This is a genomic window from Tolumonas auensis DSM 9187 (genome assembly GCF_000023065.1).
In the GTDB taxonomy this organism is placed as follows: domain Bacteria; phylum Pseudomonadota; class Gammaproteobacteria; order Enterobacterales; family Aeromonadaceae; genus Tolumonas; species Tolumonas auensis.
The window spans coordinates 1881654-1893717 of record NC_012691.1 but is presented as its reverse complement, the minus strand read 5'-3'; the positions used below and the strand labels follow the sequence as shown (position 1 = coordinate 1893717).

The 12064-nt window shown below is 42.9% G+C and carries 11 protein-coding genes; 4 read left to right on the top strand and 7 right to left on the bottom strand.

Annotated features, from left to right (window positions below; all coding sequences use genetic code 11):
• Positions 1–9: 9 nt before the first annotated feature.
• Positions 10–2400: a phenylalanine--tRNA ligase subunit beta gene (gene pheT, locus TOLA_RS08770; protein ID WP_015878806.1), complete on the top strand. Its 2391-nt coding sequence runs from the start codon at positions 10–12 to the stop codon at positions 2398–2400.
• A 2-nt stretch (positions 2401–2402) separates the two neighbouring features.
• On the top strand, positions 2403–2723 hold the full coding sequence (gene ihfA, locus TOLA_RS08765; RefSeq protein WP_015878805.1) for an integration host factor subunit alpha: 321 nt from the start codon (positions 2403–2405) through the stop codon (positions 2721–2723).
• A 70-nt stretch (positions 2724–2793) separates the two neighbouring features.
• On the opposite strand, the gene TOLA_RS08760 is transcribed toward ihfA, so the two are convergent.
• Genes TOLA_RS08760 through dsbB form a run of 7 tightly spaced genes read right to left on the bottom strand, consistent with a single transcriptional unit; the run spans position 2794 to position 9642 of the window.
• The gene (locus tag TOLA_RS08760) at positions 2794–4395 is read right to left on the bottom strand and encodes a BatD family protein (protein WP_015878804.1); all 1602 of its coding nucleotides are present in this window, start codon (positions 4393–4395) and stop codon (positions 2794–2796) included.
• Between the two features lie 3 nt (positions 4396–4398).
• Positions 4399–5847: a vWA domain-containing protein gene (locus TOLA_RS08755; protein ID WP_015878803.1), complete on the bottom strand. Its 1449-nt coding sequence runs from the start codon at positions 5845–5847 to the stop codon at positions 4399–4401.
• Positions 5840–6790: a VWA domain-containing protein gene (locus TOLA_RS08750; protein ID WP_015878802.1), complete on the bottom strand. Its 951-nt coding sequence runs from the start codon at positions 6788–6790 to the stop codon at positions 5840–5842. Before TOLA_RS08750 ends, TOLA_RS08755 begins: the two co-directional genes overlap by 8 nt.
• Complete coding sequence (locus TOLA_RS08745) at positions 6787–7251, bottom strand: DUF4381 domain-containing protein (protein ID WP_015878801.1); 465 nt, start codon at positions 7249–7251, stop codon at positions 6787–6789. Before TOLA_RS08745 ends, TOLA_RS08750 begins: the two co-directional genes overlap by 4 nt.
• A complete protein-coding gene (locus tag TOLA_RS08740) occupies positions 7252–8130 on the bottom strand; it encodes a DUF58 domain-containing protein (RefSeq protein WP_015878800.1) in 879 nt (292 codons plus the stop codon).
• A complete protein-coding gene (locus TOLA_RS08735; RefSeq protein WP_041609808.1) occupies positions 8127–9077 on the bottom strand; it encodes an AAA family ATPase in 951 nt (316 codons plus the stop codon). The genes TOLA_RS08740 and TOLA_RS08735 overlap by 4 nt, the downstream gene beginning before the upstream one ends.
• A gap of 43 nt (positions 9078–9120) precedes the next feature.
• Entirely contained in the window at positions 9121–9642 is a 522-nt protein-coding gene (gene dsbB / locus TOLA_RS08730; protein WP_015878798.1) for a disulfide bond formation protein DsbB, read from the bottom strand.
• Positions 9643–9956: 314 nt separating this feature from the next.
• Between dsbB and TOLA_RS08725 the strand changes: the two genes are divergently transcribed.
• Together TOLA_RS08725 and TOLA_RS08720 are read left to right on the top strand one after the other, a co-directional pair.
• Positions 9957–10376 (top strand): DUF5602 domain-containing protein, encoded by a 420-nt coding sequence (locus TOLA_RS08725; RefSeq protein ID WP_015878797.1) that lies wholly within the window; start codon positions 9957–9959, stop codon positions 10374–10376.
• A gap of 396 nt (positions 10377–10772) precedes the next feature.
• Positions 10773–11789 carry a helix-turn-helix domain-containing protein gene (locus TOLA_RS08720; RefSeq protein WP_015878796.1) on the top strand — a complete coding sequence of 339 codons (1017 nt, stop codon included), beginning with the start codon at positions 10773–10775 and terminating at the stop codon, positions 11787–11789.
• The last annotated feature ends 275 nt before the right edge of the window (positions 11790–12064 follow it).

The window sequence follows — 12064 nt, the reverse complement described above, 5'->3', positions numbered from 1 at the left end:
TCAATCAACATGAAATTCAATAAAGCCTGGATTGAAGAGCTGGTTCCAACCTCCTTGTCTGCAGAAGAACTGGCCGCACAAATCACCATGGCCGGTCTGGAAGTTGATGGCATTGACCCGGTAGCCGGTACATTTAATGGTGTTGTTATCGGGGAAGTTGTCGAATGTGCACAACATCCTGATGCCGATAAACTGCGTGTTACCAAAGTAAATGTTGGTGAAGCCGAGTTACTGGATATCGTTTGTGGTGCTCCGAATTGCCGTCAGGGACTGCGCGTTGCGGTTGCAACCGTAGGCGCCGTATTACCTGGTGATTTTGTTATTAAAAAAGCGAAACTGCGCGGCTTACCATCTCACGGCATGCTGTGCTCATTCTCTGAACTGGGTATCGGCTCTGATCACAGCGGGATCATTGAGCTGCCAGCTGATGCGCCAATCGGTACCGATCTGCGTGAATACCTGTCACTGAATGATTCTTGTATTGAGGTCGATCTGACCGCTAACCGTGCAGATTGTCTGGGTATGCTGGGTCTGGCACGTGAAATTGCCGTTCTGAACCGTTGCGAGCTCAAAGAACCAGAAATCAACGCGGTTAACGCGACGCTGACTGATACATATCCAATTGATGTGCAGGCTACCGCTGATTGCCCACGTTATTTAGGCCGTGTGTTGCGCGGTCTGAATGTAAAGGCAACAACGCCGTTGTGGATGCAGGAACGTCTGCGTCGTTGTGGTCTGCGTTCTATCGATCCGATTGTTGATGTGACTAACTATGTTCTGCTGGAACTGGGTCAGCCAATGCATGCATTCGATCTGGCCAAACTGCAGGGCACAATTCAGGTTCGTCGGGCAACTGCCGGTGAAAAGCTGACATTGCTGGATCAAACCGAAGTTTCTTTACGTGATGATACGCTGATCATTGCCGATGATCGTGGCGCGATTGCAATGGCCGGTATTTTCGGTGGTGCGGATACAGGCGTTGATGCAGAAACAACGACCGACATCATGCTGGAATGTGCTTTCTTCCAGCCGCTGTCGGTCACTGGACGTGCCCGTGCGTATGGCCTGCGTACTGATTCATCTCATCGCTTCGAACGTGGTGTTGACCCGCAGGTGCAGTTTAAAGCGATGGAGCGTGCTACCGCTCTGCTGCTGGACATCTGTGGTGGTAGCTGTGGTCCTGTCATTGATAAGACTGCGGCGGATGCACTGCCGGCAGTGAAAACCGTATCTCTGCGTCGTGAGAAACTGACCCGTCTGGTTGGTATGGCTTTTGACGATGCCGAAGTTGTAGATATTCTGACTCGTCTTGGCTTGCAAGTGACAGCGACAGAAAATGGCTGGCAGACCAATGTACCAAGCTGGCGTTTTGATATCGCGATTGAAGAAGATCTGGTCGAAGAAATTGCCCGTATTTATGGTTATGACAATATCCCTAATATCGCGCCGGAAGCTCATCTGACTATGTCAGAGCATAAAGAAGCTGAACAGCCTCTGAAGCGTTTCCGTGATTTGTTAGTTGATCGTGGCTTCCACGAAGCGATTACGTACAGCTTCGTTGATCCGAAAGTGCTGTCGTTGCTGGAGCCATCTGCAGATCCAATCGTTCTGCCAAATCCGATTGCGTCAGATATGTCTGCAATGCGTGTATCTCTGCTGCCTGGTCTGCTGGGTGCGGTTGTATATAACCAGAATCGCCAGCAAACCCGCGTTCGCCTGTTTGAGTCAGGCCTTCGCTTTATCCGTGACGCAAATGCAGAAAATGGCATTCGTCAGGAAGCGATGCTGGCAGGGGTGATCACTGGTAATGCTGCGGATGAAAACTGGACCATTCCAAGCCGGGCTGTCGATTTCTTCGATCTGAAGGGTGATGTTGAAGCTTTGCTGGAACTGACCGCGAATGCTGACGCTTATCGCTTTGTGCGTTGTGAACATCCGGCGTTACATCCAGGACAGTCTGCGGCGATAGAATTTAATGGAAAATCAGTGGGTTATATTGGCGTTGTTCATCCGGCACTGGAGAAAAAACTGGGTCTGAAGAGCAAAGCTATTGTATTTGAAGTGGAATTAGCTGCGATCCTGCAGCGTAATATCCCGTCATTCGCTGAAGTTTCCAAATTCCCGGGCAACCGTCGTGACCTGGCAATTGTGGTGGACCAGACAATTTCTGCAGATGATATTCTTCGATTAGCAAGAAAAGTTGGCGGAAATCAGATAGTTGGCATAAACTTATTTGACACATACCAGGGTACTGGTGTGCCGGATGGTAAAAAGAGTCTGGCCTTCAGTATGATTCTGCAGAATGTAGAGCGCACTCTGGAAGATAAGGAGATTGCCGAAACAATGGAAAGAGTTGTTGAAGCACTCCGGGTAGAGTTCAATGCTACTTTGAGGGACTAGTTATGGCCTTAACCAAAGCCGATATTGCAGAACATCTCTTTACTGAGTTGGGAATAAGCAAGCGTGATGCCAAAGAATTGGTGGAAACGTTTTTTGAAGATATCCGGCTAGCCCTAGAGAGTGGCGAGCAGGTAAAAATATCCGGCTTTGGTAATTTCGAACTCCGGACGAAAAATGAACGTCCGGGGCGAAATCCTAAAACAGGTGAAGATATTCCTATTACTGCCAGACGAGTAGTCACTTTCCGTCCAGGACAGAAACTGAAATCACGGGTTGAACATGCCCGGCCAGTTGATGAAGCTGATGATGACGGAGATGAGTAAATAGTAAAGAAACAGGCCAGTTGATAACTGGCCTGTTTCTTTTATGAGAAATAAATGAGATTAAATAGATTCAGTAACTGAACTCATCAAAACCATCTTTGGCTGGTTCTGATACCGTTTTAATGACTGAAATACGACCTAATGCCTGAATCAATTTTCGTCCATTCCAATTCACTTCGCTTTCACCAAAACAGGCGATGTGTAGTCCTTCTAATTCATTTCTTAGCTGCGTATAGAACGGTAGCTGTTCCGCACAGGTAAACTGTTGATCCCACCGATGCGATGCCCACACGAAGAGCGCCTGATAAACAGCCAGAGCATCACTACCGGTACAAGCTTGCTTTAATATTTTCCACAATTGATAACGCTCATAACGGTTTCTTAGTCTTTTTCTGTAATACCAGATGACGGCCAGCAACGGGGTAACCAAAGCGATGACGACTCCGATAGCCGTCAGTATTTTCAGCAGTAACGCTGTCCAATAATGAGCGTTTGATGGTGCTTTCTTGGCTGGTACGGGATCAGCCGCTACTTTTGCTGTCTTCGTCGCAACAACAGAAGCGAGGAATTTACGTTCCTCAAGTGATGCAACCTGAGCTCGATCGCTGATGGTGTTCCACCAGTTCAGATGTAATGAAGGTACGGCAAAGGTGATATTTTTTTCAGGAATGAATATTTGTCTGAATGTTTTTCTGCTGATAAGCATGCCATTTTGAAGTTGCTGCTCATCTTTCTGACCATCATTGTATATCCGGACATCACTGATTTCAGGCAGGGCAAGATCCGGTAATTGTCCGGTCGTGTTGTTAATGCCAGTCAGGGTAATAATGCGTGTCAGGGGCTGGCCGGTTTTAACATAGCTGGTTTGCGGTTCCCAACGGTCTTCGATGGTGATACCTGAACTTGGCAACCATTCTTTATCTGAGCCAAGAAAAGCGGCCGGAATTGGCTTTATATTAATAATATGTTCACTGGATATTTGCTTATTGTCTGAGGCCAGCATTGAGCCGGTCAGTTTCAGCGATCCTGTGGTTTCAGGAATGACAATATATGGATATGTCAGCGTTTCCTGATAATGATCGGCAAATATCTCTTTATCTTCAGTTGGATCTTCAATCGGTGTAATCGTTGCACCCTGAACAGAAGGGATAACCGGCGGATTGTTTTGCGGATCCGCTCTCTTGGCCATTTTCACTGTATATGTAATGACTTCGTTCCGATAGGCACTTTCAGTACTGATCTGACTTTCGATTAAATGAGTTGGTGCCTGATATTCTGTTTCTGATGGCGGTTGGATATATGAATTTGAATTCATACCTTGTTTATTATCATCGACAGTAATAATGAGCGGCTGCGATTCTGAATCTGCAATTTTTAATGCCGGAATGGTGACTTCGCCGGCGGTTACTGGCTGCAGCGGGATAATCCAGCTTGTTTCGGTTGCTGAAGGGTGTGTGACCTGCAGATTGCCAATGATGAAGTCTCTAAACAGTGGACGGATATCCAGCGCATCCTCTGTGAGGTTTTCATCGGCAGTCAGGGTGTAGGTCAAGCTGTCACCAAGGGATAATGTTTGTGAATCGACCTGACCATTTATCTGGGCTGCATTGCTTGATGTACACCAGATAAAGGCTAAACCACATAAAACGGGATAAGGTAATTTCACAATCATGACCTAATTTGCCTTATTCTTTTGTTGTAGTTGTAATCTTTTTTGCATCAGATTGCCAGATTCTTCAGGTAATGCTTTCAGAAAGTTAAGCGCCTTCTCAATATTGCCGTTTTTCTTTTGTAACGTTGCTATGACTTCATCATCTTTGTCTTCAGTGCTCTGTTTTTTTAGCCAGATTTCGAGGATGTTTTTATTATCTTTTGCTTCCTGAAAATTAGGGTTTAACTGAATAGCCTGATTATAAGCGATGATAGCTTCTTTAATCTTTCCAGTATGAGCCAAGGCATTCCCCCGGTTGTAATGCGATACCGGAGTATTATCTTTCCCGTAAAATTCTATAGCCTGGCTGAACTTACCTGCCCGGTACATAGCATTACCTTTCCAGGTGTAATCCTGGAATGTATCAGCAGCTTGTTGATATTGTCCCTGTTTATATAAATCTAATGCTATATCTTTAGCATAAGAGCTCTCAGGGAAATAAATAATAAATGGAATTAAGAGAATATAACCCCGGCGGAAAAGCAAAGCGGCTAATATCAAAGGGAAGAGTATAAAATAACTGAGTTCTTTATAAACGATGACTTCTCTTAGTGTATTAGAATCATCCGCAGCAAAATCATCCGTTAATGATTTTTCCAGTTTGGTAATATCAATCAGCTTTCCACCTAATTTAGATGCTGTATCTGTCAGCACAGTAAGTGGTGTTTTGGCTACGATGAGTTGCCCTGTATGGGTGCGGAGCAGCCCGCCTTCAGGTAAAGGGATCACTGAACCGTTTGCTGTACCGATAAAAACTATATCAACAGGCCAGTTAAGAGGTTTGACATAGTTAATGATTTTTTCTGCCTGCAATGTCGTTAATTGATCCGTGAACAACAGTATTTTTATCTGGCTGTCTGGTTTTAGCGGCGTGATCAATGATCCCGCCAGTTTCATCGCATCAACGACATTTGATCCTGCTTCTGGCATGACCGATGGGTTTAGCGCATCTATAAAATGCGTTAATGTGCCATGATCATCCGTAAATGGTGATATGACATGAGCTGATCCTGAAAAAGCAATTAATGCCGTATTACCGGTTTTATTCTTTGTTAAATAGGCATTAATTTTCTGCTTTGTCATGGCTAGCCGCGATGGCTTCAAATCATCGGCATACATCGTGTTATCCATACCTAACAAAATAACAGTATGCAGATCGTTTTTTGCCAAAGCTGTTTTTTGTGGTATGGCTGGCCCGGCCAGAGCGGTAATTACTAAGCATGAAAAGATAAATAGCAGCAGAGACATGTTTAGTTTTGATTTTTTTGGAGCGCTTTTTGTCAGTACAGCCAACAGATGTGCTGAAATATAGCTCTGCTGTTTTATTTTTTTTAATGATGAAAAATAAAACAAAGCCAGTAATGGGAGTAACAAGACAAAAGCATACGGTCTCAGAAAGATAAAATCAGTCATTTCTTAATATCCAGAGCAGCATGGCCATGACAAGCAAGAGACAAGACAGCGGCCAGACCAGTAGTTCGGTACGGGGCTGATATGTCACGGTTTTTAAGGATAATGGTTCGATCAGATTGATTTGCTGGTATATTTCAGACAAATCCTGTTCGCTGCGGGCTCTGAAATATTGTCCGCCAGTCATGTTAGCTATCTCTTCAAGCGTGGTTTCATCCAGATCACTTTCTGCTTCTGCGTCGGTAGAATCTGAGCCAATTCCGATAGTATAAATTTTCAATCCACTTGCTTTGGCCAAAGCAGCCGCATCAGTTGGTTGAATGGTATTAATGCTATCCTTACCATCGCTGAGTAGTATCAATGTTTTGTTCTGGATGGGCTTCGGTTCATGCAGCGTTTTTTTAACTGCAAGGGTGATTGCTTCTCCAATAGCAGTAAACTTACCTGCCAGACCGATATTTACTTCATCCAGTAGTAGTCCTGCTGCTTGCCAGTCCTGGGTAAATGGCACCATCAGGTAGGCGTGATCAGCAAACAGGATGATTCCGATACGATCACCCTGGCGTTGTTTAATAAACGATTGTAAATAGGATTTCACCATGCTCAGACGGTCAACAGCTTCTCCGTTTATGGTCATATCCTTAATTTGCATACTCTGCGAAATATCGACAGCCAGCAATAAGTCGCGTGACGGAAAACTTTGAACTACCGGTGTCTCCAGCCATTGCGGACGAGTAAGCGATAAGACTATTAACAACCAGCTTAATACTAATAACGTCCGCGTTAATAGGTGACGAGATTTGCCGGTTGTGATGTTGCTCGCAAAATAGGGCAGGGTAGGTGCATCAATTATAATATGCTGGTTTCGTTTAGGTTTAACCAGCCACAATATTAATAATGGTAAAGGTAATAAACAGGCAAACCATGGCCAAGCGAGGTTAATCACAGCGGTCTCCTGCTACGGATTGATTTAAGCCATTTTTTACATTCATGGAGGATTTCTTTTTTTTCTTTTACTGAAATCGTCATATCAGAATAGGACCAGCTTTCCCATTCATCAGAGTATTTTGAGAAATGACATGAGGAGTTGCTATCCAGAAATGTCAACCAATCGCGGGTATGTAAACCGGCAAATTCTTCCCTTTCCCAATAATGTGAAGCTGTTTTTTTTAACAACACATTTATTGCCGGAATATAATTATCTTTTTTGTTCTTAAATATGAAATTCAATTCACGTTTTGCTTTCCAGAAAAGCTTGTAGCAAGGCCATGCTTTATAGATTCTGTGCAGAAAGTAAATTGCCATAAAAGAAACAACAATAAAAAAGACGATAAGGATCAGGTTAGTGTCTGTTCCTGTATCTGGTCCTGGTAAGATGTCGTGCAATTGGTTAAGTGGTGCTTTCATTTATAGTTGTTCTGCCAATGTTTTGGACGCATCAAAAGCTAATAATTGTTTAGCATAACCGCTCAGTTTTCTTTCCAGCTCAAATTGGCGAAAGCTGGCAAGCCGGGCGTAGTCATTTCTGAACTCATCATTTGTCAGTAAAAAACCAGCACCACTGGCGTTCTCCACACCTAAAATGCCATCACCTTCAACTTGTCGTTCCAGTGCATCATAAATTTGTATCAGATTGATTTCATGACGTTTTCTCAGATAGCGGATCATCAGAAAATCTTTCTGCGACAACCGGTAGTAATCACTGATAATAACCAATCGGGCGCCAGGACGGAGCATATTACCCAGCGTCTTCAAACCAGCGGTGATATCGGAGGTTGCAGGTCGTTCCTGCAAACCTGCGCTATAGATATTGATGATTTGTTTTAACCACAGCAATACCCCTTTGCGGTGACTTACTGGTGATTGAATGGTCGTTCTTTCACCACTCAGAATCAGACCACCAATTTTGTCACCTCTCTTTAACGCATGCCAGGCAACAGCTGCAGCCACCAGAGACGCCAAGCGGGCTTTCAGTTGTCCCTTGGAGCCGAAATACATTTCACTGGAGAGATCCAGCAAAATATAGACAGAATGATCCCGTTCTTCCCGGAACAATTTTGTATGCGGCTTACCGGTTCTGGCCGTGATTCTCCAGTCCATATTGCGTACATCGTCACCAATCATATACGGACGAACTTCGGCAAATTCCATGCCTCGTCCTTTCTTTCTTGATTGATGAGCACCGGTTCTCCATCCATCTGAAAGTTGAGTCGCGATACGACTTCCACTCACTGAAACTGCCAGCAGATCATCCAGTGTGAGTGTGACGCCGTCATTTAATTTCATGCAACTACAACCTTCTGTAACAGGATAGAGATGATATCTTTCGGTGTAATACCATCAGCTTCGGCTTCTACAGTCAGCATGAGACGGTGCCGCATTACCGGATAAATACAATACTGGACGTCATCCGGCGTGACATAGTTTCGACCGGCTAACCATGCTCTGACGCGTGCACAGCGTAACAGCGCAATACTGGAGCGGGGGCTGACGCCATACGCAAGCCAACGGGCAAGATCAGCATCATATGCCTGCGGGTGACGGGTGGCTGTGGCCAGATTTACTATGTAATTTTCAATGGGTGCTGAGGCGATCACCTGCAACGCATACTGGCGGGCTGCAAAGATCTGCAACTGCGTTAATTTTGGCGCATCCGGGGTGTCTTCTTCCCGGCTTTCAGAATGATTCAATCGCAGAATATTCAGTTCATCCGCAGCACTTGGGTAATCAAGTTCCAGATGCAGCATGAACCGGTCCAGTTGCGCTTCCGGCAGGGGATAAGTACCTTCCTGTTCCAGCGGGTTTTGTGTCGCCATTACCATAAATAATGGTGGCAGATGGTAACTTTTCCGCCCGATAGTAACCTGCCGTTCTTCCATCGCTTCCAGCAAAGCACTTTGAACTTTAGCTGCTGCACGGTTGATTTCATCCGCCAGAACAATCTCATTAAATAATGGGCCGGGCTGAAACACAAAGGTGCCATTCTGCGGACGATAGATTTCAGTACCAGTCAGATCCGCCGGCAGAAGATCAGGTGTGAACTGGATGCGGTGAAAATGACTTTCCACGCAGCTGGCCAGCATTTTTATGGAACGGGTTTTAGCTAAGCCTGGAGGGCCTTCCACGAGGATATGGCCATCAGCCAGTATTGCCATTAGCAAACCATCGATCAGGTGTTGCTGTCCGATGATTCGCTTATTAAGAAATTCTTTAACCGTAGCGATAGATGTCAGGCAGGCATCTTCCGTTATGGTTTGCTGTTGTTCGTTATAAATATTATCCACAGCATCGTCCTTTGATTAAATTACCAGCAATAATAATAAAACTGATGATTGCATATATACCAAATGAGACTATAAGCCATTGAGGCATAGTCCACGACAGAAATTGCCACTGAAGTTCAGCGCAATCACCGGTAGCGTTAAAAAACCAGGGCATCCAACGATCTAGCGGTAGCCATTGTGGAAAGGTAACAAATAAATCGCAAGTATTAAAGGGAGATGGATTCAATTGTAGGTCTGTGTGACGTAGCGCCAGTCGCAGTCCTTCTATTGACGAATATGCCCATATCAGCAGGCCTGTCCAGCGGAGAATCCAGTTCCGTGGATTGATAAAGCCAATCAGAGCACCAGCCATAATGCCCAGAATAGCAACTCGCTGGTATATGCACATTACACATGGCTGTAGGCCCATAACATGCTGGAAGACCATACCACAAAGTTCAAAGAAAAGTGTCGAGCCTAATAATATGCCCCATGCAGTCCGGCTTTGCGTAATGTTTCGGATAAATTGGATCATTAACTTATTCCTGAGTTACAGATGGCGGGAATTAAAATACAGAACAGGATAAAAAGGAAGCGGGGAAAGAGTACTGAGTTTTTTGTGTCTTTTCAAAGGATCACCTCTCTGTTTGGGTGCTGATGCTGTAATAGATGGATGATTATAGTTATCATTATCATATGTCAATTGCAACTCCCTCAAATTCTTACCTTTTGATTGTCACTGGTGCTTTTTGGTGGCGATTTGCATTTGAGGATGGCAACGGATCGGCTCTGCAAGTCAATTCGTTGGATACGTCTGAACGTTGGGTCTAATAAATCCGGGAGGTCATCATGATCCATGTCTGTCGGACAATTGCAGTGTCTCTTTTGTTTGGTTTGACAACGTCAGCTATAGCCGCAACTGAGAATCTTCCGCTGGCGTCGACATTACCAGCAGATGTAGTAAAAATTTCACCTGTTGTTCCTGCGATGGGTGAGCATTGGGCAAATCCCAAAGATCTGCCTTTGGGACCAATCTACGGTGTTTCTGAAGGGCGGGTTATCTTTTTGGAATTTATGATCGACCGCGATACCCTTGCAAAGGGTACATCGTTTACTGATCTTAAGTCGAAAGCAGGTATTCCTTTACCGTCTGTTGAACACGTCGATTTTGATTGGGAGCCTGATGGGCACGAAGGCTATACAGTTCCGCATTATGATATTCACTTATATTTTGTACCCCATAACGAACATATGGCGATCAAGCCATAGCATCATTGTATTTACCCTAAAATCAATGTTTGTAAAAAGGCGGTTCTGGATGGGCCCACATTGTGGGCTCATCTTTTTATATACATCTGAGTTTATTACGAAGAACGCTTACACTATTATTTTAGTGATTTATATATTAAGATAATAAATCTGTGATCCAAGTACAATTAAAGCCGAAAACAGTCTGTTTTTTCAGAGAAATACTTCTTTTTTATTGATGATTGTATTTATGAGTTTCCCTCATAAGAGCATTCGATATATCTCGTATAGTCATTAACGGCAATGCTCACTAAAATCAAAAAACTGTTAGATAAGGCTATTCTGTTTCGATATTAATTCGATTAACGAGAATAAGCCTCTATTGATATATTTTTTGCCAAATGGATGAGCGCAGTAATGAATAATATATCTGTATCCAGTAAGGAGATAAATCGACTGTTATCTTTTTTAAATAAAGAGAACGTTAATATCGAAAGTCTGCTCCAAAAGAGCAAGATTGATATGTATGAGATAAAATCAAAAAGTGCACGTATCTCATTGGATAAATATATATTGTTTAATCAGGAAATAAACGAATACCCCCATGTATTGGATAACTTCTTTTCCAGTTCTATCCTGCGTGAATATTATAACGATTACCCTGAACTGTTTAGTTTGTGTTTGAATGAGAAAAACGCATTTAATGCTATTGATGTTTTTGTGAGTTTTAAAAACATAATCAATAGTTGCAGTAAAGTATTTATAACCGGAAGTGATTTTGAAACAAAGTATGTGTATCAAGGGCCGGATTATATAGATAAGGTCTTTTTTGATGTATTTTCTGTTTTAACAGTTTCAATCTTGTACTCTTTGGTAAAGGAATATAGTAAAGATTTTTCTGTGAAAATTGAGTTCAAGGGGGAGTGCCCTAAGAACTATAATGTAATTAACAAGTTTTTTGGTGTCGAGTGTAACTGGAATGCAAGTGTCAGTAGCATCACTTTTTTAAATGGTGATCTAATGAAAGCTTTCTGTGCTTATAACGATGTTTTAAATGTGATGCAAAAAAATCTTGTTTGTAATATAAATAATGAAATTAAACAAAAAACATCTGAATATAGTTTTAAGGTCAGGGATTATATCAGTCATAAACTCAACGATTGTTATTTGAGTGATGATGATATTCTTCTGGATTTATGCAGTTTGTTGGATATTAGTCGGTGGACATTAAACAGAAGATTAAAGCTGGAGAACACTAATTTCAAAGAGTTATTAAGAGAAGAAAAGGTGAAGTTGGCTTGTCATTTACTGGCTGAGTCTGATCATAATGTTATGAAGGTAAGTGAGATGCTTGGCTTCTCTTCTCAGTCTGTTTTTTCACGGTTTTTCAAAGACAATGTAGGTGTTAACCCCCGCGAGTACAGACGCATATAATTCAATGCTATTTTTTGTTGGTTAACAAATCTGATGTCATTTTTTATGACGTTGGAGGTTAATGCATGGCATTTTTAATTATTTGGTTTCGTTTTTTTTTTGAATAACAGAGTGTGGTATATATCACAATATTAACTCATGCTCTCTGGTGCAACCTTATTGCACCCAGATGCAAATTATTATCTTTATAAATCATTATTATTAGGATGCTGGTAGCGAACTAATGCTTTAGTTCCTATTTTACAATAAATGATATTTTGTGATACCGATCAAAC

Coding starts and splice junctions, on each gene's coding strand:
- pheT (WP_015878806.1), top strand. CDS start 10: ATGAAATTCAATAAAGCCTGGATTGAAGAGCTGGTTCCAACCTCCTTG.
- ihfA (WP_015878805.1), top strand. CDS start 2,403: ATGGCCTTAACCAAAGCCGATATTGCAGAACATCTCTTTACTGAGTTG.
- TOLA_RS08760 (WP_015878804.1), bottom strand. CDS start 4,395: ATGATTGTGAAATTACCTTATCCCGTTTTATGTGGTTTAGCCTTTATC.
- TOLA_RS08755 (WP_015878803.1), bottom strand. CDS start 5,847: ATGACTGATTTTATCTTTCTGAGACCGTATGCTTTTGTCTTGTTACTC.
- TOLA_RS08745 (WP_015878801.1), bottom strand. CDS start 7,251: ATGAAAGCACCACTTAACCAATTGCACGACATCTTACCAGGACCAGAT.
- TOLA_RS08740 (WP_015878800.1), bottom strand. CDS start 8,130: ATGAAATTAAATGACGGCGTCACACTCACACTGGATGATCTGCTGGCA.
- dsbB (WP_015878798.1), bottom strand. CDS start 9,642: ATGATCCAATTTATCCGAAACATTACGCAAAGCCGGACTGCATGGGGC.
- TOLA_RS08725 (WP_015878797.1), top strand. CDS start 9,957: ATGATCCATGTCTGTCGGACAATTGCAGTGTCTCTTTTGTTTGGTTTG.
- TOLA_RS08720 (WP_015878796.1), top strand. CDS start 10,773: ATGAATAATATATCTGTATCCAGTAAGGAGATAAATCGACTGTTATCT.